At 60.2% G+C, this 25,884-nt stretch carries 22 protein-coding genes; 11 read left to right on the forward strand and 11 right to left on the reverse strand.

What is annotated here, in order from left to right; genetic code table 11:
* Positions 1-3: 3 nt before the first annotated feature.
* From tagH to tssA, 10 genes are read right to left on the reverse strand one after another with little or no spacing between them, the layout of a single operon-like run.
* On the reverse strand, positions 4-1,182 hold the full coding sequence (gene tagH, locus SNL23_RS11800; RefSeq protein WP_318302329.1) for a type VI secretion system-associated FHA domain protein TagH: 1,179 nt from the start codon (positions 1,180-1,182) through the stop codon (positions 4-6).
* Positions 1,183-1,199: 17 nt separating this feature from the next.
* The gene (locus SNL23_RS11805) at positions 1,200-1,331 is read right to left on the reverse strand and encodes a type VI secretion protein TagU (RefSeq protein ID WP_318302330.1); all 132 of its coding nucleotides are present in this window, start codon (positions 1,329-1,331) and stop codon (positions 1,200-1,202) included.
* Between the two features lie 33 nt (positions 1,332-1,364).
* The gene (locus SNL23_RS11810; protein WP_318302331.1) at positions 1,365-2,897 is read right to left on the reverse strand and encodes a sigma-54 interaction domain-containing protein; all 1,533 of its coding nucleotides are present in this window, start codon (positions 2,895-2,897) and stop codon (positions 1,365-1,367) included.
* Entirely contained in the window at positions 2,897-5,467 is a 2,571-nt protein-coding gene (gene tssH, locus SNL23_RS11815; RefSeq protein ID WP_412104196.1) for a type VI secretion system ATPase TssH, read from the reverse strand. Before tssH ends, SNL23_RS11810 begins: the two co-directional genes overlap by 1 nt.
* Before the next feature lie 6 nt (positions 5,468-5,473).
* Positions 5,474-6,481: a type VI secretion system baseplate subunit TssG gene (gene tssG / locus SNL23_RS11820; protein ID WP_076016298.1), complete on the reverse strand. Its 1,008-nt coding sequence runs from the start codon at positions 6,479-6,481 to the stop codon at positions 5,474-5,476.
* Positions 6,445-8,220: a type VI secretion system baseplate subunit TssF gene (gene tssF, locus SNL23_RS11825; protein WP_076016299.1), complete on the reverse strand. Its 1,776-nt coding sequence runs from the start codon at positions 8,218-8,220 to the stop codon at positions 6,445-6,447. Before tssF ends, tssG begins: the two co-directional genes overlap by 37 nt.
* Positions 8,210-8,635, reverse strand: a complete 426-nt coding sequence (tssE, locus tag SNL23_RS11830; protein WP_076016300.1) for a type VI secretion system baseplate subunit TssE — start codon at positions 8,633-8,635, stop codon at positions 8,210-8,212. The genes tssF and tssE overlap by 11 nt, the downstream gene beginning before the upstream one ends.
* Positions 8,632-10,107 carry a type VI secretion system contractile sheath large subunit gene (gene tssC, locus SNL23_RS11835; RefSeq protein WP_318302332.1) on the reverse strand — a complete coding sequence of 492 codons (1,476 nt, stop codon included), beginning with the start codon at positions 10,105-10,107 and terminating at the stop codon, positions 8,632-8,634. Before tssC ends, tssE begins: the two co-directional genes overlap by 4 nt.
* Before the next feature lie 27 nt (positions 10,108-10,134).
* Positions 10,135-10,632 carry a type VI secretion system contractile sheath small subunit gene (tssB, locus tag SNL23_RS11840; protein WP_318302333.1) on the reverse strand — a complete coding sequence of 166 codons (498 nt, stop codon included), beginning with the start codon at positions 10,630-10,632 and terminating at the stop codon, positions 10,135-10,137.
* Positions 10,633-10,666: 34 nt separating this feature from the next.
* Complete coding sequence (gene tssA, locus SNL23_RS11845) at positions 10,667-12,217, reverse strand: type VI secretion system protein TssA (RefSeq protein ID WP_318302334.1); 1,551 nt, start codon at positions 12,215-12,217, stop codon at positions 10,667-10,669.
* Between the two features lie 476 nt (positions 12,218-12,693).
* On the opposite strand from tssA, the gene SNL23_RS11850 reads away from it, so the two are divergent.
* The gene (locus SNL23_RS11850) at positions 12,694-13,212 is read left to right on the forward strand and encodes an Hcp family type VI secretion system effector (RefSeq protein ID WP_076016304.1); all 519 of its coding nucleotides are present in this window, start codon (positions 12,694-12,696) and stop codon (positions 13,210-13,212) included.
* Between the two features lie 55 nt (positions 13,213-13,267).
* On the opposite strand, the gene SNL23_RS11855 is transcribed toward SNL23_RS11850, so the two are convergent.
* The gene (locus SNL23_RS11855) at positions 13,268-14,089 is read right to left on the reverse strand and encodes an aldo/keto reductase (RefSeq protein WP_076016305.1); all 822 of its coding nucleotides are present in this window, start codon (positions 14,087-14,089) and stop codon (positions 13,268-13,270) included.
* A gap of 108 nt (positions 14,090-14,197) precedes the next feature.
* Here SNL23_RS11855 and SNL23_RS11860 point away from each other — a divergent pair, with 108 nt between their 5' ends.
* The 10 genes from SNL23_RS11860 to SNL23_RS11905 all read left to right on the forward strand — a co-directional run bounded on the left by SNL23_RS11860 (position 14,198) and on the right by SNL23_RS11905 (position 25,832).
* Positions 14,198-14,692 carry a DUF1543 domain-containing protein gene (locus tag SNL23_RS11860; RefSeq protein WP_076016306.1) on the forward strand — a complete coding sequence of 165 codons (495 nt, stop codon included), beginning with the start codon at positions 14,198-14,200 and terminating at the stop codon, positions 14,690-14,692.
* 102 nt (positions 14,693-14,794) lie between these two features.
* Positions 14,795-15,895, forward strand: coding sequence for a polyamine ABC transporter substrate-binding protein (locus SNL23_RS11865; RefSeq protein WP_318302335.1), 1,101 nt, complete (start codon positions 14,795-14,797; stop codon positions 15,893-15,895).
* Between the two features lie 25 nt (positions 15,896-15,920).
* Positions 15,921-17,339: an aminotransferase gene (locus SNL23_RS11870; RefSeq protein WP_076016308.1), complete on the forward strand. Its 1,419-nt coding sequence runs from the start codon at positions 15,921-15,923 to the stop codon at positions 17,337-17,339.
* A 56-nt stretch (positions 17,340-17,395) separates the two neighbouring features.
* Positions 17,396-18,256, forward strand: a complete 861-nt coding sequence (locus tag SNL23_RS11875) for a LuxR family transcriptional regulator (RefSeq protein ID WP_318302336.1) — start codon at positions 17,396-17,398, stop codon at positions 18,254-18,256.
* Positions 18,257-18,490: 234 nt separating this feature from the next.
* Positions 18,491-18,772, forward strand: coding sequence for a peptidylprolyl isomerase (locus tag SNL23_RS11880; protein WP_003208024.1), 282 nt, complete (start codon positions 18,491-18,493; stop codon positions 18,770-18,772).
* A gap of 140 nt (positions 18,773-18,912) precedes the next feature.
* Positions 18,913-20,772 (forward strand): extracellular solute-binding protein, encoded by a 1,860-nt coding sequence (locus SNL23_RS11885; RefSeq protein WP_167663896.1) that lies wholly within the window; start codon positions 18,913-18,915, stop codon positions 20,770-20,772.
* On the forward strand, positions 20,772-21,833 hold the full coding sequence (locus SNL23_RS11890) for a microcin C ABC transporter permease YejB (RefSeq protein ID WP_003208021.1): 1,062 nt from the start codon (positions 20,772-20,774) through the stop codon (positions 21,831-21,833). The genes SNL23_RS11885 and SNL23_RS11890 overlap by 1 nt, the downstream gene beginning before the upstream one ends.
* Positions 21,833-22,855, forward strand: coding sequence for an ABC transporter permease (locus SNL23_RS11895; protein ID WP_076016310.1), 1,023 nt, complete (start codon positions 21,833-21,835; stop codon positions 22,853-22,855). Before SNL23_RS11890 ends, SNL23_RS11895 begins: the two co-directional genes overlap by 1 nt.
* 11 nt (positions 22,856-22,866) lie before the next feature.
* Entirely contained in the window at positions 22,867-24,438 is a 1,572-nt protein-coding gene (locus tag SNL23_RS11900) for an ABC transporter ATP-binding protein (RefSeq protein ID WP_076016311.1), read from the forward strand.
* Positions 24,435-25,832 carry a sigma-54 interaction domain-containing protein gene (locus tag SNL23_RS11905; protein WP_318302337.1) on the forward strand — a complete coding sequence of 466 codons (1,398 nt, stop codon included), beginning with the start codon at positions 24,435-24,437 and terminating at the stop codon, positions 25,830-25,832. Before SNL23_RS11900 ends, SNL23_RS11905 begins: the two co-directional genes overlap by 4 nt.
* Positions 25,833-25,884: the final 52 nt, after the last annotated feature.

A 25,884-nucleotide genomic window follows, 5' to 3' on the forward strand; every position in this document is an offset into this window, starting at 1 on the left:
AGATCATCCTGGATAACGGTGAAGGGTTGAGATCAGACGAATCTGCTCTTCATAGGCCTTGATGAAGTCGCTGCCCAGCAGGCCCTCGCTCAAGTGCTCGTCCTCGATCAGCGCCTGGTAGTGCCGCTGATACGCGCGCCAGTAGGTGCCACACCGAGGAATCAACGGGGGCTTCGGTTGGCGCTCGAAACACAGGCGCAAATGACTGGGTGCGAAGGCCGCCAGAGCCGCGCGTAGCGCCGCGCGGCAGGCCACCAGCAGAGCCACCTGGTGGGCCTGCATGTCGCGGTAGGCCCGTGTGACGAACATCTCGGCGGACACCTGCCCCAACTGCCCGGCACCTAACAGCAATCCCAAGGCTGCGCTGACGTCGACGCAGTCTTTAAGCGGATCGGGGCTCTGGAGCGGTGTATGGGTAAGTGATAGTTTCAACTCGCGTTTAAGCTCATTGCGAGTACTCAGGCTCTGTTGCAATCCCTCCGTCATTTGCCTGAGCAGCCCCGCCGCCTTTATCGCCAACACCTCTCTTCCTGGCTCATCAAGGGTGTCCAGATCGATACCCAGGGCCTGCGCAAACGCAGACCAAAATGGCTCTGAGCCTTGACTTGGAAGTGGCGATGGAAGGCTCGGGCCAACCCTGCGGGCAGGCTCCACAAGTTCGGGAACCGTCAGATGATCCCGGTCTGCCGCTGCATGATCCGTCCACCGCAATGCTTCGTGATTGGCCGTGGTCAGCGCGGCCAAGTCTTGCGACTGGTCCTGAAGCTGCCGTTCGCTGGCCAGTGCCTGCACCGGATCCAGCTCAAGAAATGCATCATCGGGAATCAGCGTGGGCAATCCGTCATGGTCCGGCACCGTCGTCGGGCTGACCAGCCGTGCGCGAATACTCAGCGGCCCCAGCTGAAATATCATGCCGTCATCTACCGGATACTCCTGCCCATCCCGCAGACGCTCGTCGCTGCCTGCCAGGCGGGTTCCATTACTGCTGATGTCCGTCAGGAAGTAACGGCCGTCGCGATAGCTGATCACCGCGTGACGACTGGAAACCTGGCGGCTGGTGTCAGGAAGGGCCCAGTCACAACTGGCCCCACGGCCTACGACGCCGCCAACGCCGTTAAAGGTTTTGCGCAGGGCCGGCGCCCGTCCTTGCCCAGCAGGGCATACCTCAAACACTAGTTGCATGTAGGGCTCCCCTGCGCTCACTGGCCACGACCGGTAGACTGGGGATCGCCCAGCGGGCGGTAGTCACCGTCGTCAAAGACATGGTTGGTTTTACAGCCACTCAGCAAAAACAACACAAGCATCAGGGCTTGCCATTGACTAACAGGCATCAGATATCTCCCGGAATTTAAGGGGCGTGTCATTCAGCACTCCCCCTTGACGTCGCCAAAAGGAATGTCCAGGCGTGCAAGGCGGTACAGCAGCGTGCGCCGGGCGACACCCAACTCACGGGCCGTGCGCGTTCGGTTGCCACGGTTTTTGCGCAGGCAGTCGATCAGGACAACCCGCTCGACCCGCTCCATGCGCTGGCGCAGCGTCGCGTCAACAGCCGGTGCAGTCAGGCCCGGCGACAGCGACAAGTGCGGCGGCAGGATGACTTCGTCGTCGCACAGCAGCACCGCCCGCTCCACCATGCATTTAAGCTCGCGCACATTGCCGGGGAAGCTGTGGCTGGACAGTTGATCCAGCGCCGCACTCGACCAGCCCACCGGCGCTCGCCCCAGCATTGCGCAGGCCTTGTCTGCGAAATGTCGGGCCAGTTGCAGCACGTCACCCTCGCGCTGGCGTAGCGCTGGCAACTCGATAGGAAATTGCGCCAATCGGTAATAAAGGTCTTCGCGAAAGCTCCCTTCAGCCACCATTCTGGTGAGGTCCCGGTGGGTCGCCGCGAGGATTCGTACGTCGACCTTGTGGGCCGTATTGGCACCCAACGGCCGAATCTCGCCTTCCTGCAACACCCTTAACAACTTGGCTTGCAGTGACAGCGGCATGTCACCGATTTCGTCGAGCAGCAGCGTGCCGCCGTGGGCGGTGTCAAACAGACCGGCGTAGTCTCTTTCGGCCCCGGTGAATGCGCCTTTGCGGTAACCGAACAATTCACTTTCGAGCAAGCCCTCGGGAAACGCAGCGCAGTTTTGCACCACAAATGCCTTGTGGCTGCGCGGCCCGGCAGCATGAATGGCCCGGGCGACCACTTCTTTACCTGTGCCGGTCTCCCCTCGCAGCAATACGGTGTAGGGGCTATTCACAACCTTGCCGATCAGATGGCACGTCTCGTCCATCGCCGTGCTGTTTCCTATCAAGCCATAGGCACTGGTGCCGGGCGTGCTGCGAACCACTTTCAACGCACCGGGAGCCCTATGCATTCGCCGCAACATGGCCAACTGATTCAAGGCAAAACTACCCAATTGGCCCAGGGAGGGGCCGTAGCCAGCCAGTTCCGTCGTGCGTTGGCTGGCACACAACAGCATTCCGGACACCTGCTGGTGCTGCCCGAGCAGTGGCACGCACAGCAGTGATTGCCAGGGCGATGCGGCCGCCGGCAGAAATCCCGTGTCATACAGGCTGCCACGCAGCTCGGTGAGGTGGAGGACACGGTTGTGTTCCAGAACGTATTGCAACAGTTGCTCGCTCTTGAAGTCCGCTCCCGGGTTCGCAAGGTCACCGGCCGGCAATACACCCGGCAAGTGCTGGGCAACCAGATCGAGGCGGCCATTCGCTTGATCGAGCAGGTACAACTGGCTCAGCTCGCAACCGCTCAACAACGCGGTGCCTGCGGCAAGGTTTTCGGCCAATGTCGATTCGTCGCTATCAATACCTAATCGGGTGAACCACCCCAGCAAGGCCGCGGCGTAATCCAGCGGGTTCGGCAACTGGGTAAACAGGTTGTCCGCCATCAGCTGAACTCACAAACGACAGTGCCGCTGGGATCAAGCCTGGCATGAGCGAACTGCAGCGACTTGCCAACGGCCATCGCATTCAGCAACCGATCCACCACCTGCGGCAACAGGTTTGCCTCGATCCATTGATCGATAAACCTCGCGCCACTTTCGCCGTGGCTACAGCGCTCGGCCATGTGTGCGACCAGTTCCTCTGCGTGACTGAACGTCAGCTTGCGCTGAAGCAGGCGCGCACCCAGGCGCTGAAGTTTGTTTTCAATCAGTTGATGCAGCACCACGCCCGCCATCGGGTAATACGGGACCACGCGCATACGGGCCAGCAACGCCGGTTTGAAATGAGCGGTCAGCACCGGCCGGATAGCGGCGTGCAGGGTCTCGACATCGGGTCGTTGCCCTTCGGCGCAGAGCTCAGTGATACGTTGGCCGCCCAGATTGGAAGTCATCAGGATCAGGGTGTTGCGAAAATCGATTTCACGCCCTTCGCCGTCATTGGCTACGCCTTTGTCGAACACTTGGTAAAACAGGTTCAAGACATCCGGGTCGGCCTTCTCGACCTCGTCGAGCAGCACCACGGAGTAGGGTTTTTGCCGCACGGCCTCCGTCAGCACGCCGCCCTCTCCATAGCCCACATAACCCGGCGGTGCTCCGATCAGTCGGGACAGGGAATGTTTCTCTTGGTACTCAGACATATTGATCGTGGTGACAAACCGCTCACCGCCGTACAACAAGTCAGCCAGGGCGTGGGCCGTTTCTGTCTTGCCTACGCCGCTGGGGCCTACCAGCAGGAATACACCTACGGGAGCATCCGGCCTGTTCACACCGGCGGCGACAGCGCGCAGGCAGCGATCCAGGACCTGCACGGCGCACTCCTGACCGAGGATGCGACCGCGTAAATCATCGGCAAAACTCAGGACCTTCGCACTGTGTTCACGGGCCAATTGTTCCAGTGGAACGCCGGTCCAGGCGCTGATCACCTGTGCCACCAGCCGTGGGCACACTTCAAAACTGACCAGCCGCTGCTGGTGCTGTATGGCCTGCAACGCTTGGTGGGCCTCAGCCAAAAGCCGTTCAATGGCTTCAATGTTTTCGCCGCTGTTACGAGCGTCGACCAGTTGCTGGCGCAGCGAGAGCATCTTGTGGGCCAGGTCGCATTGGCAGGTCCAGCGTTGTTCAAGCCGTGACTGTGCGACCTCGACTTCTTCCAGTCTCTGTGTGAGTCGTTGCAACGCCGGTTCATCGATGGCCAACCCCGCGTCGGCGTCCCGGCGCACGGCGAGTTGCTGACGCCTGCCCTCGGCCAGCTCGGCGCGCAGGCGCTGCAGTTCGTCTGGCGCCGTCACCAGGCTGATGCGCACCCGGGCACAAGCGGTGTCCAACACGTCCACGGCCTTGTCAGGCAACTGGCGTCCGGCCAGATAGCGAGCACTCAACTGCGCGGCGGCAACCACGGCATCATCGCGTACGTAGACGCCGTGACTGGCCTCATACACCGGGGCCAACCCACGCAAAATGGTCACCGCCTCCTCTACTGTCGGCTCGCGCACCAGCACCGGCTGGAAACGCCGCGCCAACGCAGGGTCTTTCTCGAAGTATTTCTTGTACTCCGACCAGGTCGTGGCAGCGATGGTCCGCAGCTCACCCCGCGCCAATGCCGGCTTGAGCAGGTTGGCAGCATCGGAGCTACCGGCCTGGCCGCCTGCGCCAACCAAGGTGTGGGCCTCGTCGATAAACAGAATGACCGGTTGCAGCGAGACGTTGACCTCGTCGATCAGGCCCTTCAGGCGCCGTTCAAACTCACCCTTGATGGTGGCACCGGCTTGCAGCAAGCCCATGTCCAAGACCAGCAGACGCACGTCCCTCAGCCCCTCTGGCACTTGCTCACTCACGATTCGCAGGGCCAGGCCCTCGACTATTGCGGTTTTTCCGACACCCGCCTCGCCCACGAGAATGGGGTTGTTCTTGCGCCGCCGCGCAAGGGTATCGATCATTTGGCGAATTTCGTGATCGCGACAGAGTACGGGGTCGAGCTTTCCGTCCCGAGCCTGGCGCGTCAGATCATGGGTAAAGCGCTCCAGTAATGAACGCCCCACTTCAGCGGGAGGCATCCGAGGGCTGTCACTCAAGAGAAAATCGAGCACGCGTTGCGCATCAAGCTTGCTCAACACCGCCTGATAACGGCTGCCCGCGTGCTGCAGCGGGTGGCGCAACAAAGCGAGCAACAAGGCACCGTGTTCCACTTCGCTTCGCCCAAGCTCCAGGTGGGCGACCAGCAAGGCTTGTTGCAACCATTGCACCAAGGCGGGTGAAAACACCGGATTACGGGAGGCGCTCTGGTCAGTCCTGGGTTGCAGCACTGCATGCAACTCGCCCACATCCACGCCCGCATCCTGCAGCGCACGCATCAGTACAGCCTCCGGATGCTCCAGGAGAGTCAACAGCAGGTCTTCCACCAAGACCTCGCCGCCGCCGCGAGTGACACAACGTTCGGCGCAGCGTTCCAGATCGCGCCGTGTGGACGCCGTCAATGCCTGGATAAGTTGTTGCAGGTCCACATTCATCATATTCATCAATCCCTAATGAGTTTTACTGGCCAAGGTGACCACACCGTCGGCTCGCTCATGCCCCAACCAACTGGTCCAGCCCAAGCGGCAGACGTTGTGCTCACCAATGTGCAACGGCCGAACCTCTCCCTCTGCCAACACCAATCGCACGTCGTACTCCAAGGGGTCCCGGACGGCGAAACGCACCAGCGCACACAGCGGTTCATAACCTGACCCGGTGGGCAAAAAATCATGAAACCGCTCCCACCCCAGTGCCAGCACATGGACCCTGAACATCCCGCTGCGATCGATAATCCGGTCGCCCAGCACCAGGTCAGAACCCAGCGTGCTATAGCTGCGACCAAGGTCATTACGCTGCTCTTGGCCGATTACCACCGTGCGCTTGACCCATTGCTCGATGACCAGCCGACTGTGCTTGAAGTAATAACGCAGCACGGTCTCGATCAGTGCGGCGGAGTGCGCACGCAGACTGAGCAGTCCCAGGTAGGGCAACAGACGCTTCCAGTTCAGTTGGGCGCCGCTGCGAATCGCGCTGCCACCCAGACCTACCAACGCGAACATCTGCTCGGAAAATGGATCGCAGGCGCCCGTTTGAAAGCTCGCCTGATAACGGTATTTCCGCCAGATCGGCACTATCAACCGGTGCAGGCGATGGTGAAAAAGATCCAGGAAATCACGCGTCGAATTACCGCCCACTGCGTCGGCAAAGGCTTGCTCACCATAGAACGCTGGCAGCGGTGACCCCGTACCAAACAGCCCCAGCACATTGAGACGAAGGCGTGCCCGCAAATGGCCGTGCTCGACAAAAAACTCCACGCGGTCAATATCGTTGCCGGGAAACCCGAAGCCAGGATTGGCCTGGAACTCCAGTTGGTCGTACAACGCTTCCTCGTCAAGCGAGGGGTGCGCCTCGCGCAAACGCTCGATGATCTGCGCGACCGCCTGAAACACCGAGTACTCGCGAATCATTCGGGACAGTGCGGTTAAAGCAGGGGCTGCTGGCCCATGCGAGGTGGCCATAGGTACACGTCTCCTTGTGTGCTGATCACTCGCAGTTCGTGATACGAGTTGAGGCTGGCGTAAAGTGCAAAGAACTCATTGAGTACCGAGGCAAAAACAAACACGTCGCCCTCCCCCAGGTAACCTTCTGGATCGATGGTGAGATCAACCCGCAACCCGCGAAATGGCAGGCCTCGGTGCAACCGGTCCACAGGCTGGTGACTGATCGACTGGAGTGCGCCCAACCGTCTCCGGCTGACCTTCTCAACCTGGCGGTCGTGATAACGCGGCAGGTCGTAGGTTTCGAGGATCACTCTCAAGGCGTTGATATCGGTCAATGACAAATAGTTGAGCGACATATTGCTGATCAGTCGCCACAGGAAGTCGCTGTCCAGAGGAGGCGAAAAACTGGGCGTTGCGGCTGTGAGGTTGCGAAACGTCAGAAACTCGGGCGTCTGCTCGCAGGCCTGGTTGATATCCCCCACCTGTAACAGGCGCGGCAGGTTGTGGTTGGTACAGGTCAGCTCAACCGACAGGGTTTCCTGATCATGCCCCTGGCGTTGGTCGAAACTCAGCCAGGTGTCCATTCCGGTATGTTGCAGTGAAGGTCGCAGGCGAACGCCATAGCTGGGCGACCCGCTGCCAAAATCATGTTCAAACGACTCGAACGGTACATATTCCTGATAACCCAGGCCTCCCGGCCGCCATCCTGTGACTTTGTCGATGGAAAATATGCCGCAGTTACCCCGGGTGTATTCGCCAGGCAACAGCAGGTATTCGTCCTGCCTGCCGTCCAGGCGTATTGGCACGCTATCGTGCTTGAACAGATTGACGATGGGCGTGCAATACAGCTTCACGTTGTCCAGGGTCGGCGTCAGTCGTTCAAGGCCGCGGCCACGCATGCTGAAGCGTAGCGCCAGGCCGTGCACCTGCTTGAGCAGGTCAACGGGCAACCCTTTGAGCACATCCAGACCACCTACATCGACAAACAGGTATTTGTCGGGGAAGGCGAAATACTCCTGCAAATGGCGATAGCCACGGAAGGTATTCAACGGGTAAGGGATCAGTCCCTCCTCTTCGGAAAAGCCGACTGGGCTGATCGCGTTACTGGACAGACGCAATGAGGTAGCCTCGCCATCAGCGCCGATAACCGGCTGCCCGTCGCGTCCCAAAGGCACTAACTCGAACCCGTCCAAATGACGCAAAAGCCCAAGGTAAAGCGCCTGGCTGAGGGGCTGCTCCCCCGCTAGATGCAGACGCAAGCAGTCCAGTGCCAACTCGCTGAAGTTACCCTCGGCCGTCATTTCCAGACGCAGGCACAGCAAAGCGCCCTCGCCCTGTACCGAGTACTCCAGGGCCGCCAGTTGCAGCGGTAAAACCTGCGTCGGGTAACAGGTACGAAAACGGCAACGCTCACCGTTGATGGCAATGCTTTCCACCGGTGTATCCCGCTCGACCCTGATGGCAGGCCCTGCCCGCTTGAGCGGGTCAAACTGCAGCATGCTGAACGCCGGCAGCGGCCGCATATAGTTGGGCCACAGCAAATGCATCAACGAGTGGCTCAACTCCGGCAACTGGTCATCAAGCTTCTGACGCAAGCGACCCGTGAGGAATGCAAAACCCTCGAGCAACCGCTCCACATCCGGATCCTGTCCGGCCTCCCCCAGAAACGGTGCGAGTGCCGGGTTACGCTCGCAGAAGCGCCGCCCCAACTGCCGCAGCGCACTCAGTTCTCCCTGGTAATAGCGATTAAACGACATCCGGTTTGACCTCAACCTGTGCGCCGTGAGCCAGGCTTGCGCAGAAAGCGACTGTTTGCGTCAAGCCGTCGACCTCCATTGCACCTTCGATGGAAAACGCCAGGGTCAACGGATCACGGTCCTGAGGTATTGCCCTGACACATACATCCTTCAGACGGGGTTCATAGGCCTGGATAGAGCGCTCAATCAGGAAACGGGCCTGGATCAACGCGTCATGCAGGCTGAGGCGCATGTCGTTCAGATCAGGCAACCCGTAGTCCGGGAGCGTCAGTACGCTGCCCACACGGGTGCTGAGCATTTTCGCCAAGTGGCTTGCCACGGACTCCACGGCACAGCCCTGCGGGCTGCGCCCCACGCCGGAATCCAGGCGTTCGAACAGGCTGCGGTTTTGGGTAATCACGTGGCTACGGCTCATTCTTTGTCGAGCTTGCCGACGAGAGACAATGTGAAGTCCGCCCCCATGTACTTGAAGTGCGGCCGAACGCTCAGGTTGACGCGGTACCAACCGGGCTCTCCGTCGACATCGCTGACTACGATACGTGCCGCCCGAAGCGGGCGGCGTCCACGCACTTCGGCGCTGGGGTTATCCTGATCGGCTACGTATTGGCGAATCCACTTGTTGAGTTCCAGTTCGAGGTCGGTGCGTTCCTTCCACGATCCCAGCTGTTCGCGCTGCAGTACCTTGAGGTAGTGGGCCAGTCGATTGACGATCATCATGTAAGGCAACTGGGTGCCAAGCCGGTAGTTCAGCTCGGCGACCTTGCCCTCGGCGCTGATTCCAAAGGACTTGGGTTTCTGCACCGAGCTGGCGGAAAAGAACGCCGCATTGTCGCTGCCCTTGCGCATGGTCAAGGCGATGAAGCCTTCTTGCGCCAGTTCGTATTCGCGTCGGTCGGATACCAGCACCTCGGTAGGAATCTTGGTTTCGATCTCACCCATGCTGTGAAAGTGATGCAGCGGCAAGTCCTCTACCGCGCCACCACTTTGCGGGCCGATAATGTTCGGGCACCAGCGAAACCGGGCGAAGCTGTCCGTCAAGCGGGTGGCGAAGGCATACGCCGTGTTACCCCACAGATAATGCTCGTGGCTGCTGGCCACATTTTCCTGGTAAGCGAAGGTCTTGACCGGGCAATCAATGGGATCGTATGGCGTCCTCAGCAGGAAGCGCGGAACGGTGAGGCCGATGTAACGGGCATCTTCGCTCTGGCGAAAGCTTTGCCATTTGGCAAACTGCGGCCCTTCGAAGTGGTCCTTCAGGTCCTTGAGGTTGGGCAGGCCGGTGAAGCTCTCCAGGCCAAAGAACCCTGGGCCGGCGGCCGCGATGAACGGTGCATGGGCCATGCAGGCAACGCTTGAAACGTACTGCATCAACCTGACGTCGGGCGCACTGGGCGAGAGGAAATAATTGGCGATGATTGCCCCTACGGGCTGACCGCCGAACTGACCGTATTCGGCACTGTAAATATGCTTGTAGAGGCCAGACTGGGTAACTTCCGGTGAGTCTTCGAAGTCATCCAGCAGGTCCTGGCGAGAGACGTTCAGCAGTTCGATCTTGATGTTTTCACGAAAATTGGTGCGCTCAACCATCAATTGCAGGCCGCGCCAGGACGACTCCAGCGCCTGGAAATCGGGATGGTGGAGAATCTCATCCATTTGCTGGCTCAGCCGTGCGTCAATCTCGGCAATCATCCGGTCAACCAGGCGCTTCTTGACCGGCTCACCCCGGTTCTGCGGCTTGATCAGTTCCTCGATAAATGCCGAGACCCCGCGCTTTGCGATGCCATAGGCCTCATCGTCGGCGCTGAGACGGGTCTGGGCAATGATGTCGTCGAGAATGCTGTATTCATCAGTTGCGGGAGCGTGCAACGCGCTTTGGCTGGTAGTCATAGTGTCAGTGTCCTTTTACTGAGTGAGTCATACGGCTGGGCTGCCCAGCCCCAATTCCGCCAATACCCGGGTGCGGGCCTCGTCATCGGCGAGGGCGTTTTCAATGGCTTTTCGAAAGCTCGGTGTGTTGCCCAGCGGCCCCTTCAGCGCCACGAGTGCATCACGCAGTTCCATGAGCTTTTTCAGCTCGGGTATTTGCTCAACCAGATGCGCAGGGTTGAAGTCCTTCATGGAGTTGATCCTGACCTGGATCGCCAGCTCATCGGGTTCGGTAGAATCCTGGAGCCGATTGGGGACGCTTAAGGTCAAGCTCAAGGCTTGCTTGGCCAACACCTCGTCAAGGCTGTTCTTGTCGATGCCGACGGGCTTGCGGTCTTCGAGCTGGCGCGGGTCTTCGCGCTGGGTGAAGTCGCCAAGCACCAGCAGTTTCAACGGCAGCTCCACCTCTTCCTGCGCGTTGCCGACGGCGGGTTTGAACGTGATATTGACGCGTTCCTTGGGGGCTACCGAACCTTCTTTCGCCATGGTATTTCTCCTTTTTTTCGGGTGGCTCGAAAGCCTATTCAAGTACCGCTTCAAGATCGAAGTGGCATAGCCTGCGATGGACATCTTCCTTGCGCTCACGCACAGAATGGCTTTGCGGCAACACGTCACAACAGCCATGCAGGAGTTGAAGCACTTCAACCGCGAGTTCGGGCTCCCAGCGCTGCAAGCCTGATTGCTGCAGTTCGTGGTCCAGGTGCTCAAGCTGGACTTTGGCAAGGTCATGCTTGCCCGCCAGCACACACAACCTGGCCTGGCCTAGCCGCCAATGAAATCGGGCACGGTCGCCTGCGGCGCTTTGCAGGCCTTGCTTGAGCGACCGAACGGCCGCCTTGAAGCCATCCTTGCGCAGCACGGGCATGACGTCGTGTAATGCTTTGTCCCAAGGGGCCGCTTGGGCATCAAGTGCAGTCTTGGGTGACACCGGACCTTGCAGATGGCGGGTAACCTGCGTGTTGATCCAGCCCCGGGTGACGGAGTCGGCGAACGGTGTTCCATCGTGAAAGCGCAACTGCACAAGCCCAGGCAATCGTTGGAGCAACAAGGCGAAGTGCACTTCCAGCTCGGTCATGGCCAAATCGGCCTGAAGTGTCTGCAGGCACTCCCACACCCTGTACAACCCGTCAAACCAGAAAGGAGCGCAAGCCAGGCTGACCTCAAGCTCCAACAACAGGTCGGCGTACTGCCCTTGGACAAAGCGCTCCTGGTAGCGCTTGAGCTTGTCCGGCGCCGGGCCTCGCAAAGGCGTGACCTGCTCGTTGTCACAGTCCGGGAGGCTGGTGATCGTCAGCCAGGTCAACGTTCGGTTCAGACGTAGCGCGCGCAGGTCAGTAGCATTCTGGCGCTGCCACCAGGCAGACAAAGGCCGGGCATTCTCCTGCAGCATACGCAGCAGCTTATGGGCATCCCTTTCGTTATCCACGACCGGCTCGGGCGCCAGCAGTTGAGTCGCTACCTGTGTGATCTGGGCGATCCCTGCTGCGATAACACTCGGTGGATCGCTCTCGGTTGTCTGCTGCAACCCGTCCGAGAGCCGCCTGCGAATCGGTAGCAACAATGGCGCATCTCCGCAGAGATGTTGAGTCCATAACTCATCCAGCCGGGTCAGGTGTTCGAGCATGCAGTGGAATAAGGGCCGTTGGTCCTTGAACGAAAGATTTTGCGCAAGCATCTGATCGAGGCGAGGGACCAGCCAACCAAATGCTGCACTGCGGGTGCGCGGTTTGCTTGGGTATACGACCGCCCAATGATGCTCACAGAGGTAGCGCAACAATCCGAGGCCTGCGAGCAATCCGGGGAAGGATTCGCGCTGATGCAATGCCCAGGTCAACCAGACCGCGACTCGCAAGTCCTTGGACTGTTGGCGTAACAAGGCCTCACTTTTTTCCACGACCCATTGCCAGTCAGGCTGACTGTTACCGTGCATTGAATGCGCCTTGCCCAGTTCGGTTTCAAGTGCCTCGTACTCAGTAGAAAAACGCATATCGGCGCCCGCAAAACTCTCTATCGAGTTGGGCGTCTGCGCAAGTTTCAGGTAGAAATCGGAAAGCCTGTCTGAATAAACCATTATGGGCCGCACTCTACTTCCCTGGACACATGAGTGAACTAACGGCAATTTAAGCAAACGTCAGAACACTGCTTTAAGTTCGTCTTCCCGGCGAGAAGAGTACGAACCTTATCCATGTAAAAGGCAATGTTCAAGCCACGAAGTAACGGTTAAGGAATTTCCTACAAAAATAAAAATTCGCCGGTGCGCAACAAGTTGCGCAACCCAAATAACGCGTACGACTATGTTTTATGTATCGCCCCGGCGAACAAGCCACGTATCAATACGCTGCAACTAACTGCACACCTCTGCGCAAACAAATACAACTAACTTCAGCTACAAACCAGCATTACGCCATAAAAGAAAACCAATAAAATCTTAACTCCCAGATTTCATTAGCTTTTGGACTTTCCGGCACGCTTCTTGATATCGAGTATTACCCAGTCGGCAAATCAGCCGACTGGGGCGACCTCATTTATCAGGCAAGGAAACCACTTATGCCAACACCCGCGTATCTATCCATCACCGGCGCCAAGCAAGGCTTCATTACGGCAGGCACGTTCACTAAGGACTCGGTCGGCAACATTTATCAGGAAGGCCACGAAAACCAGATTCTGGTGCAGGGGTTCCAGCACCAGGTGATCATTCCCCGTGATCCACAATCCGGCCAACCCACCGGGCAGCGCGTGCACAAGCCGCTGATGATCAGCAAGATATTCGATAAATCTTCGCCGCTACTGTTCAACGCATTGACCTCCGGGGAAATGGTCAAGTGCCGCCTTGACTTGTACCGCACCTGTTCAGTCGGCAACCAGGAGCACTACTTCACCATCGAGCTGGAGGACGCGATTCTGGTGGACATCCAGTCACGGATGCCCAACTGCCAGGACCCGACCAATGCGCACTTCACTCACTTGGAGGATGTGTATTTCACTTACCGAAAAATCCTATGGACCCATAAGGCATGCGGTACCACGGGCTCTGATGACTGGCGCAGCCCGGTAGCCGCCGGCTAAGCACCCACCGAAACAGACACGGCAACGCCATGGACGGCGCCGTTTCTGTCGGTTACTAAACCATCGCCAATGGGTGCTTGCGCTTCGGCGCACCAAAAACCCGGTCAATCGCATCCAGGTCGTGCTCATCCAGCACCAGCTTTGCCGCCGCGGCATTGAGCCGAACATGCTCGGGCGTCACGGCCTTGGGAATGGCGATCACACCGTCCTGGCGCAATACCCAGGCCAGGGAAACCTGGGCGGGTGTGACCTCATGGCGACGGGCAATTTGCTTAAGGGTTGGGCTGGCCAACAGCTCGCCACCCTGGGCAATGGGACAGTAGGCCATCAATGGCAAATTATGCTGCTGCCACCAAGGCAGCAGATCGAACTCTATGCCGCGCTCTTCGATGTTGTAGAGCACCTGATTGGTGGCACAGACCGGGGACGCCAGTTCCTGCAGGTCGGCCACATCAAAGTTGGACACGCCCCAGCGACCGATCTTGCCCGCCTCACGCAAGCGCTCGAAGGCTTCCACCGTTTCTTCAAGGGGATATTGCCCACGCCAATGCAGCAGATACAGGTCGATGTAGTCGGTGCCGAGACGCCGGAGACTGGCTTCACAGGCTAGTGGAACGCCTTTGCGACTGGCATTGTGCGGGTACACCTTGCTGACCAGGAACACCTGGTCGCGCTTGCCGCGAATCGCTTCGCCGACGACGTCTTCGGCGCCGCCTTCGCCATACATTTCAGCGGTATCGATCAGGGTCATGCCCTCATCAATACCCAATTGCAACGCGGCGACCTCGGCGCTGCGTTGGCCGGGATTTTCGCCCATGCGCCAGGTCCCCTGGCCGATAACAGGGACGGGAACGCCGGCCAGATCAATGGTGCGCATGACAACCTCCTGATGAATTCGCGAATTAACAGTGTGGCACCGACTGGACAAAAGGGTTCAATCGAAGGATCGTGGCCCTTTCCATCCCAGCCAAACAAAGGACGCGCAATGCTGTTTGTGGTCATGCTTGGGGGCAAGCACCCCCGGGCGAAAATCGAAGTGCATGACGTAGTGTTCGCCGTGGCCGACACCCTGGAAGGCGCCTACCCGCAACTGCGCGAGGGCTGGTTTGGCAGCCCGAAAGGTGTGCATATCGATTCCTGGATGACGGTCGACGGCGTCGACGGCTGGAAAGTCCAGCTCAGCCACCTGGCGCCTAACGCCGGTGCGCCGCGCCTGTACTTCATCAATCTGGGCGGTTATGAATCGAACATCTTTGGCGAAGCCCACCACTACCTGCTGGTGGTTGCGCGCACGGCCAAGGAAGCTGCTGCCCAGGGCAAACGGCAGATGCTCCCGCACTGGACGCAATCTCATACCGACGGTGTGCTGGATATCGATGACTGCCTGCCCATCGACCTGGTAGACGGACGCTATATCCACCTGGAGCAAGGCGCTCACCGCCCGGTCGTCACGCGAAACGACTACATCGTACTGCCCTGACGCCTCCTACCCGAACGGGGTATGGCGCCCACCCGCTACCTGCCTGAAAGTGCAATCAGCCCCTCGGCCTGACAACAAGCACAATTTCAAGGTGGGTCCGCCATGCATAAAGCTGTTATCGCCCTGTTCAGCGCTGTCTTGCTTGCATTCACGTCCCTCAGCCAGGCCGCTGACGACCCGGGCAACACCTTGCGCATCTACAACTGGGCCGATTACATCGGGGAACACACCCTCGCCGACTTTGAGAAAGCCACCGGCATCAAGTCGGTCTACGACACCTACGACTCCTACGAAACCGTGCAGGGCAAGCTGCTCTCGGGGCGCTCGGGTTATGACTTGGTGGTGCTCAACGCGTCACTGGTGCCGCTGCTGATCAAGGCCAAGGCCTTCCAGCCCCTCAACAAAACGCTGCTGCCCGACTGGAACAACCTAGACCCGCTAGTGCTGAAAAGCCTTGAAACCCATGATCCGGGCGTGACCTATTCGGCGCCCTACACCTGGGGCAGTAACGGCGTGACCTACAACATCGACAAGATCAAGGAACGCATGCCGGATGCGCCTATTGGCTCGCTGGCGATGATCTTCGACCCCAAGGTCATTTCGCGCTTTGCCGACTGTGGCATCACCTTCATGGACTCCCCTACTGACATGATCCCGCTGGCCCTGACCTACCTTGGCCTCGACCCCAACAGCGTGGCGCCCAAAGACCTCAAGGCTGCCCAGGATGTACTGATGGCCGTGCGCCCGTACATCCGCAAATTCGATTCCAGCGGCTTTATCAACGGCCTTGCCAACGGCGAGCTATGCATGGCCACTACCTGGTCGGGCGACTACGCCACTTCCCAGGCCCGGGCGGCGGAAGCCGGGGCCAAGGTCAACCTGGGTTACTTCATTCCCAATGAAGGCTCGCTGATCTGGTTCGATAACTTCTACATCCCAGCCGACGCCCCGCACGTGGCGAATGCCCACACGTTCATCGAGTTCCTCCTGCAACCGCAGGTCATCGCCGGCGTCAGCAACAGCATTCACTACGCCAACAGCAACCTGGCGTCCAAGCCCTTTGTAAATGCGGATATACGCGACAACCCGGCCATCTACCCGGACGCGGCGACGATGCAGCGCTTGTTCACCCAGAAAAGCCAGTCCCAAGCCGCCGTGCGCCTGATCACCCGTACCTGGAACGCCGTGAAGACCGGCAAGTGAAACCCAGCCATTGAAGGTAAATGCCATGACTCTGCCAAATCCTGCTTTTTTCGCCCAGTTCGACCACGAGCAACTGGACGCCGCCGACAAGGCGCATTACATGCACGGCTTCCATATGTTCGATGAGCACCGTGAGCAAGGCTCGCTGAACATCGCGGCCGGTGACGGTGCCTACATCTACGACACCACCGGCAACCGTTACCTGGATGCCGTCGGCGGCATGTGGTGTACGAACATCGGCCTGGGCCGCGAAGAAATGGCCGACGCCATCGCCAACCAGGTGCGCCAGTTGGCCTACTCCAACCCGTTCTGCGACATGGCCAACGTCACCGCCATCGAACTGTGCGCCAAACTTGCCAGCCTGGCCCCCGGCGACCTCGACCATGTGTTCCTGACCACCGGCGGTTCCACGGCCGTCGATACCGCCTACCGCCTGGTGCAGTTCTATCAGAACAGCCGCGGCAAGCATGAGAAGAAACACATCATCTCGCGTTTCAGTGCGTACCACGGCTCGACATTCCTCACGATGTCCATCGGCAACAAGGCCGCCGACCGCGCCCCCGAATTCGACTTCATGAGCGACCTGTTCCACCACATCTCGTGCCCCAACTATTACCGGGCGCCGGAGGGCATGAGCGAAGCGCAGTTCCTCGATTTCCTGGTGGATGAGTTCGAAGACAAGATCCTGACCATCGGCGCCGATAAAGTCGCCGCGTTCTTTGCTGAACCGATCATGGGTTCAGGCGGTGTGATCATTCCGCCGAAGGGTTATCACCGGCGCATGTGGGAAATCTGCCAACGCTACGACCTGCTCTACGTGGCGGATGAAGTGGTGACGTCCTTCGGCCGGCTGGGAAAATTCTTCGCCTCCGAGGAGGTGTTCGACATGCAGCCGGACATCATCACCACCGCCAAGGGCCTGACGTCAGGCTACCTGCCGTTGGGCGCATGTATTTTCTCGGATCGCATCTGGCAAGTGATCGGCGAGCCGGGCAAGGGCCGTTGCTTTACCCACGGGTTCACCTACAGCGGCCACCCGGTGAGTTGCGTGGCGGCGCTGAAGAACATCGAGATCATCGAGCGGGAAAACCTGCTGGCGCATGTCGAGGATGTCGGCGTGTACCTCGAACAGCGCCTGCAAACCCTGGCCAGCCTGCCGTTGGTGGGCGACGTGCGCTGCCAGCGCTTGATGGCCTGCATTGAGTTTGTCGCCGACAAACATACCAAGGCGCTGCTGCCGGACGCGGTAAACATCGGCGAGAAGATCCACCTGCGGGCCCAGGCCAAAGGTTTGCTGGTGCGGCCCATCGGTCACCTGAATGTGATGTCGCCGCCGCTGATCATTACCCATGCCCAGGTGGATCAAGTGGTGGAAATCCTGCGCCAGTGCATCCTCGACACCGCCGAAGAGCTGCGCCAGAGCGGCGAGTATCAGGGCCGATGAGCCTGGGCGCCCCGGTGCTTTTGCCGGGGCCCTGGCCGGCGGGTAGACTGGCCGGCATGAACCAGAATGCCGATCACTGCCCTGCCCCGTCCTTCCAGGTGCTTGAAGCCTGGAATGGCGCATTGGCCCACGCCTTCGTCAGCGTTGACGAAGCGTCGTTCCTTGAACACCTGGCCCGCGCCCTCAGCGCCCTGACACCCATCGAATCGATGATGATCAGCCTGGAGCGCCAGGGCCAGGCGCCGCACTTGCTGTACCAGCAAGGCATCCCCCGGCCGCACTACGAAGAAATCATCAACCGCTACTTTTCCCGGGGCTACCTGCTGGACCCGTTCTGCCTGGCGGTGGACAAGGGCCTGGCCGAAGGTTTCTACCGCTTGGCGCAAATCGCCCCGGACGATTTCTTCAACAGCGAGTACTACAAGACCTACTACCTGCGCAGCGGCGGCGCCCAAGAGAGCTATTACATCGTCGACCTGTGCCCCAACAGCAAGATTTCCCTGTGCATGTTCCAGGGGCTGAGTGCCGGCCAGTTCAGCGATGAACAACTGGCGCTGCAACGAACCGCCCAACCCATCGTGCGTGAACTGCTGCGGCGCTTCGGCACCACGGGCGGGCTGTGCAAGGTGATCAGTGACGAGACTTTCACCCAGACCCAGGTGCATCAGCAGATAGAAGCGGCGTTCATGCATTTTGGCAGCGGTGTATTGACCGTGCGCGAACGGGAGATCGCCCACCTGATATTGCGCGGGCACTCGGTGAAATCAACCGCCCAAGTGCTGGGCATTTCCCCGGAAACCGTGCGCATGCACCGCAAGCATTTATATACCAAGCTTGAGATCAACTCCCAGGCGGAGCTGTTTGCGCTGTTTATCGATTGGCTGACCCACAGCGGCGTAATGGCCCGCCACACCTGACCCACCATCACCCCCCGTAGCAGCTGTCGAGCCCCAGCGAGGCTGCGTTGGGAGCGACCCGGTCATGTGCCTGGCGCAACAGCGGCGGCGCGGCTGACGCAGCCTCGCTGGGGCTCGACAGCTGCTACGGGCGACGGCGCTCCTAAGGCTACGGTTCATTCTTGGGGAACTTTGCCAGGAAATAACCACCTGAATCCGGTACGCTCACCGTTTTTACCCAAGGAGTTATCCCTCATGGCCAAAGCCACCGCCCGTCACATCCTGGTTGCCACCGAAGACAAGTGCAACGAATTGAAAGCACAGATCGAAGGCGGCGCCGATTTCGCCGAAGTTGCCAAAGCCAACTCGTCCTGCCCGTCCAGCCGTCAAGGCGGCGACCTGGGTTCGTTCGGCCCGGGCCAGATGGTTAAAGAATTCGACACCGTCGTCTTCAGCGCCCCGGTCAACACCGTGCAAGGCCCAGTGAAAACCCAGTTCGGTTATCACCTGCTGGAAGTAACCAGCCGTCAGGACTGATACGGTCCGCGCTAATGTTTAAAACAACGGCCCGCCTTTTGGTGGGCCGTTGTGCATCTGTGACAGTGTGATAACTGGCGAGGCGCACGCGCATAGCGTACAAATCCCTTTACCTCTTCACCCGGCGCCCAAGGCTGATAATGCGAGTCGCTTTTTCTACCCTGTTTTGCTCCACCCTGGCCCTATTGCTGGCCAGCACCGCCGTGATCGCCGCGCCGCAGTCGGCGCTGACCGTATACGGCGAACCGGCCAAATACCAACCCGGCTTCACCCATTTCGACTACGCCAACCCCAATGCCCCCAAGGGCGGCAGCTTGCGGCGTTCGGCGATCGAAATCGGGCGCTACGACCATGTACTGCCCTATGGAGACAAAGGCATCGGCGTCAGCCAGGTCGACGGCTGGCTGTATTCGCCCCTGGCCCAGCGTTCCCTGGATGAGCCCTACACGGTCTACGGCCTGGTGGCGGAAAAAATGGAGCGGTCAGACGACGGTCTGTCCCTGCGTTTTTACCTGAACCCCAAGGCGCGCTTCGCCGATGGCCAGCCGATCACCGCCGAAGACGTGCGCTACACCTTCGACCTGCTGATGACCCAAGGCAGCCTGCGCTACCGCACGCTGTTCGCCGACGTCAAACACGTCGAAGTCGAAGGCCCGCGCCAGGTGCGCTTTGATTTCTCCAGCAACGAAAACCGCACCCTGCCCCTGGATGTCGCCACCCTGCCGGTATTCCCCGAACATTGGTGGAAAACCCGCAACTTCGCCGACGGTGGCGGCTACGAGATTCCCTTGGGCAGCGGCCCGTACACCATCAGCAAGGTCGATGCCGGCAACACCATCACCTTCAAGCGCGACCCGAACTGGTGGGGCAAAGACCTGCCCATCAGCCGCGGCCTGTACAACTTCGATCACCTGAGCCTGGAATATTTCGGCGACACCGAAGTGGCGCGCCAGGTCCTGCGGGGCGGTGCCTACGACTTCAACCGCGAATTCTCCGCCACCGGCTACTCCATCGGCTACAACGGCCCGGCCCTCGACGATGGTCGCCTGCAGCGCGCGCACCTGGCCAAAGAGGCGCCGCAACCGGCCCAGGGCTATGTGTTCAACGTGCAAAAGCCGATGTTCAAGGACCGCCGCGTGCGCCAGGCCCTGGCCATGTTGTGGGACTTCGAATGGGCTAACCGGCAGATGATGCGCAACATGTACATCCGCCAGCAAAGCTTCTTCTCCAACAGCCCACTGGCGGCGACCCAACTGCCGGACGCCCAGGAGCTGGCGATTCTGGAACCCCTGCGCGGGCAGATTCCCGACGAAGTGTTCACCCAAGTCTTCAAGGCGCCGACCACCGACGGCAGCGGGATGATCCGCGACAAGCAACTGCAAGCCCTGGCGCTGCTGGAGCAGGCTGGCTGGAAACCCGACGGCGACAAGCTGGTGAATGCCGAGGGCGAGCCGCTGGAATTCACCTTCCTCAATGCCCAGAACGGCCTTGAGCGCTTGCTGTTGCCGTACAAACGCAACCTCGCGCAGATCGGCATCACCCTCAATATCCGCCGTATCGACTCCTCGCAATACGTCAACCGCCTGATGGCCCGGGACTACGACATGATCGTCACCGGCTTCCCGGTCACCACCTCGCCGGGGATGGAGCTGTACAACTACTTCGGTTCCGCCGCCGCGTTTGATACCGGCGCCAACAACTACATGGTGCTGAAAGACCCGGCCGTCGACAGCCTGATCAACGGCCTGGTCAAGGCCAACACCCAGGCGCAGATGCTCAGTTACGCCCACGCCCTGGACCGCGTGCTGCAATGGAATTACCTGTGGATTCCCAACTACTACCCGCCGGGCACCTCCGCCGCGTGGTGGAACCGCTTCGGCCGCCCGGCCGTGGAGGCCAAAACCGATGAGGCCCTGGAAACCTGGTGGGAAATCAGCCCCACGCCATTGACCAATGAACAGATGAAAGCCGAACTGACCAAACGCCCGGGAGCCCGCTGATGTTTGCCTATATCGTGCGGCGCTTGCTGCTGATCATTCCCACCCTGGTGATTATCCTGCTGGTGAACTTCGTCATCGTGCAGGCCGCGCCCGGCGGGCCGGTGGAACAGGCCATCGCCCACCTGCAAGGCATCGGTGGCGGCGGCGTCGGCGGTTCGTCTGCCGAAAGCCTCAGCAGCGGCTCACGGGCCAGCCGTGGCCTGGACCCGAAGCTGATCAAGGACATCGAAAAACAATACGGCTTCGACAAACCCGCGCCGGAACGCCTGTGGCTGATGCTCAAGAGCTACGCCCAGCTGGACTTCGGCAACAGTTTCTTCCGTGGCAAAAGCGTGACCGACCTGATCCTGGAAAAGATGCCGGTGACCATTTCCCTCGGCCTGTGGGCCACCTTGATCACCTACCTGGTGTCGATCCCGCTGGGGATTCGTAAGGCGGTGCGCCATGGCAGCAGTTTCGATGTGTGGAGCAGCACCGCGATCGTCATTGGCTACGCAATGCCGGCGTTCCTGTTTGCGATGTTCCTGATCGTGGTCTTCGCCGGTGGCACCTCGTTGAACTGGTTCCCGGTGCGCGGGCTGGTCTCGGAAAATTTCGACCAATTGAGCACCGTCGGCAAGATCGCCGATTACTTCTGGCACCTGGTGTTGCCGGTCAGCGCCCTGGTGATCGGCGGCTTTGCCACCTTGACCATCCTCACCAAAAACTCGTTCCTCAATGAAATCACCCGCCAGTACGTGGTCACCGCCCGGGCCAAAGGCTTGAGTGAACGCCGGGTTCTTTACGGGCATGTGTTCCGCAATGCCATGCTGTTGGTGATTTCGGGGATTCCCCAGGCGTTTATCGCGGTGTTCTTTGCAGGATCGCTGCTGATCGAGGTAATTTTCTCCCTCGACGGCCTGGGCCGCATGAGCTACGAAGCAGCGGTTTCACGGGACTATCCGGTGGTGTTCGGCTCGCTGTTTATCTTCACGCTGTTTGGCCTCTTGATAAAACTCATCGGTGACCTTTGCTACACCCTGGTGGACCCGCGTATCGACTTCGCCGCGAGGAACGCCTGATGCTCAAGCTCTCTCCCGTGGCCCGTCGGCGCTTTGAACGCTTCAAGAAAAACCGTCGCGGCTGGTGGTCGCTGTGGCTGTTTATCGGCCTGTTTATCCTGACCCTCGGCGGCGAGTTGATCGCCAATGACAAACCTTTGGTGCTCAGCTACCAGGACGAACTGTATTTCCCGGTGTTCAAGCGTTACACCGAGCAGGAGTTCGGCGGGCAACTGCCCTTCCAGGCGGATTACCGCAGTGAATACGTGCAGAACCTGATCAAGAAGGACGGCGGCTGGATGCTGTTCCCGCCGATCCCGTTCAGCGACGACACGCCCAACTATGAACTGACCCGCCCTGCCCCCAGCCCGCCATCGGGCGTGAACTGGCTGGGCACCGACGACCAATCCCGCGACGTACTGGCACGGGTGATCTTCGGCGCACGGGTATCGATCCTGTTTGCCCTGGCCCTCACCGCCATCAGCGCTGCCATCGGCATCGCCGCCGGTGCCTTGCAGGGTTACTACGGTGGTTGGGTGGACTTGCTCGGGCAACGAATATTGGAAGTGTGGTCCGGGCTGCCGGTGCTGTACTTGCTGATCATTCTGTCGGGGTTTGTCGAGCCGAATTTCTGGTGGTTGCTGGGGATCATGGCGCTGTTTTCGTGGCTGGCCCTGGTAGACGTGGTGCGCGCCGAGTTCCTGCGGGGGCGCAACCTGGAGTACGTCAAGGCCGCGCGGGCACTGGGCTTGGGGGACGGCAAGATCATCCGCCGGCATATCCTGCCAAACGCAATGACCGCCACCTTGAGCTATTTGCCGTTCATTTTGACCGGAGCGATTTCTACCTTGAGCGCCCTGGATTTCCTCGGCTTCGGTATGCCCGCCGGCAGCGCGTCACTGGGTGAACTGATCGCCCAGGGCAAGCAAAACCTGCAAGCGCCATGGCTGGGGCTGACCGCGTTTTTCACCCTGGCGCTGATTCTGTCGTTGCTGGTGTTTATCGGCGAGGCGTTGCGTGACGCCTTCGACCCACGCTCATGAAGGCCGTTGAGATGACTGAAAACCTGATCGAGATTCGCGACCTGAGTGTCGCCTTCAACGGCCAGACCGTGGTGCGCAAGCTGTGCCTGGACGTGCGCCCCGGCGAGTGCCTGGCGCTGGTGGGCGAGTCGGGTTCGGGCAAGTCGGTGACCGCCCATTCGATCCTGCAACTGCTGCCCGAGGCCGGCACCGAAACCACCGGTTCGGTGCGTTATCGCGGCCAGGAACTGCTCGGCGCCTCGCCCGCCACCCTGCAAAAACTGCGGGGCAACCGGATCGCGATGATCTTCCAGGAGCCGATGACCTCCCTGAATCCGCTGCACAGCATCGAGAAGCAGATCGGCGAAACCCTGCTGTTGCACAAGGGCCTGGGCGGCAAGCAAGCCCAGGCGCGGATCCTTGAATTGCTGGAACTGGTGGGCATCCAGAAACCCCGGGAACGCCTCAAGGCCTACCCCCATCAACTCTCCGGCGGCCAGCGCCAGCGGGTGATGATCGCCATGGCCCTGGCCTGCGAGCCGGAACTGTTGATCGCCGACGAACCGACCACCGCGCTGGATGTGACGGTGCAGCGCAAGATCCTGCTGCTGCTCAAGTCCCTGCAACAACGGCTGGGCATGTCGCTGCTGCTGATCAGCCATGACCTCAACCTGGTGCGCAGCATTGCCCAGCGGGTGTGCGTGATGAAAGCAGGGGAAATTGTCGAACAGGCGGATTGCGAAACCCTGTTCTGCGCCCCCAAGCACCCTTACAGCCGCCTGCTGCTGGATGCTGAACCGGCAGGCATCGTCTTGAATCACGAGGCGCGGGAGACCGTGCTGCAGGTGGATAACCTGAGCGTGCAGTTCCCGCTGGGCGGCGGATTGTTCCGGCGCAAGCAGTACCTGCAAGCGGTGGACGGCATCAGCCTGACGGTGCAGCGCGGCAAGACGCTAGGGATTGTCGGCGAGTCCGGCTCGGGCAAATCCACCCTGGGCCAGGCGATTCTGCGGCTGCTGGATTCCAGCGGCGCGATTCGCTTCCAGGGCGAGGCCCTCGACGGCCTGACGCAAAAGCAGATGCAGCCGTGGCGCAAGCAGATGCAGGTGGTGTTCCAGGACCCGTTCGGCAGCCTCAGCCCGCGGATGTCGGTGGCGCAGATCATCAGCGAAGGCCTCGAAGTGCACGCCCCGTGCAGCCTCAAGGACCGCGAAGCGCAAGTGATCCGCGTGCTGGAAGATGTCGGCCTGGACCCGGCCAGCCGCCATCGCTACCCCCACGAATTCTCCGGCGGCCAGCGCCAACGCATCGCCATCGCCCGGGCTTTGGTACTCAAACCGGCGCTGATCCTGCTGGATGAACCCACCTCGGCGCTGGACCGTACCGTGCAGAAACAGGTGGTCGCCCTGCTGCTTGAGTTGCAGGAAAAGTATGGCCTGACCTACCTGTTTATCAGCCATGACCTGGCGGTGGTGCGGGCCCTGGCCCACGACATGATCGTGATCAAGGACGGCAAGGTGGTGGAGCGCGGGCCGAGCGACGAAGTGTTTGCCGCGCCTCAACATCCCTACACCCAGGAACTCCTCGCGGCGGCGCATCCATGAACGCCACCGGCAGCCTCAAGGATTACCAATACGTTCGAGGCCTGGCGATCCAGTCGTTGTTCGAGATCATCGAGCAGTCCAGCGAAGGCACGGTGATTGTCGACGGTGACGCCAACATCGTCTGGATGAACGAGCGTTACGCCAAGCGCTTCGGCCTGAAAAGTGCCGACGAAGCCATCGGCCAACCGTGCGAGCAGGTGATTTCCAACAGCCTGTTACGCCAGGTGGTCCGCAACGACCAGCCGATTCTGCTGGATATCCAGGACACGCCCAAAGGCCCGCTGGTGGTGATGCGCCTGCCGATCCACGACGACGCAGGCAAGGTGATCGGTGCGATCGGGTTTGCGCTGTTTGATGAATTGCGCAACCTGTCGCCGCTGATCGAGCGCTACCTGAGCATGCAGCAGGAATTGGCTTCCACCCGGTCGCTGCTACGGTCGCGGCAGAGCAAGTACAACTTTGCGCACTTTATCGGCACCAGCGCGGCCAGCCTGGAAGTCAAACGCCGGGCCCGGCGCAGTGCGAGTGCGGAGTCGCCGGTGTTGTTGCTGGGGGAAACCGGGACCGGCAAGGAGTTGCTGGCCCAGGCGATTCACGGTGCATCGCCTCGGGCGCACAAAGCCTTTGTGAGCATCAACAGCGCGGCGATTCCCCATGATTTGCTGGAAGCCGAATTCTTTGGCACGGCACCGGGCGCGTTTACCGGCGCAGACCGCAAGGGCCGCCCCGGCAAGTTGCAGATTGCCCAGGGCGGCACGCTGTTTCTCGATGAGATCGGCGACATGCCGCTGCCGCTGCAAAGCAAGCTGCTGCGGGTGTTGCAGGAGAAAGAGTTCGAGCCAGTGGGCTCCAACGAGATGATCCACAGTGATGTGCGGGTGATTGCCGCCACCTCCATGGATCTGGAAGCGGCGATCAAGCGCGGAGAGTTCCGCGCGGACCTGTATTACCGCCTGAATGTGCTGCCGATCCAGGTGCCGCCGTTGCGTGCGCGGCTGGATGATTTGCCGGCGTTGAGTGAGGCGATACTGGAGGAGTTGCGCAGCCAGCATGAACTGGACCGCGAGGCCTTGGCGTTGTTGGCGCAGCATGCGTGGCCGGGGAATATCCGCGAACTGCGCAATGTGCTGGAGCGGGCGGCGTTGTTGAGTGATGACCTGGTGCTGGATGCCAGTGAAATTCGCGCGGCAATTGGTACGTTCAGTCCGGTAGAGCACAGCTCGGTAGAGACCGTTGAGGGCGAGAGTTTCAGCGCGGCCAGGGAGCGGTTTGATCGGCAGGTGATTGGGGCGGCGTTGAAGGCGTGTGAAGGGAATGTGGTGGAGGCGGCGAAGCGGCTGGGGCTTGGCCGGTCGACCTTGTACAAGAAGATGGTTGCCTTGGGCATCGCCTAGTCTCCAAAAAGAGACACAATTCCAAATACAGAGAAAATCCAATGTGGGAGCG

Origin of the sequence: Pseudomonas sp. SED1, from assembly GCF_034044025.1 — a bacterium.
Lineage (GTDB): Bacteria > Pseudomonadota > Gammaproteobacteria > Pseudomonadales > Pseudomonadaceae > Aquipseudomonas.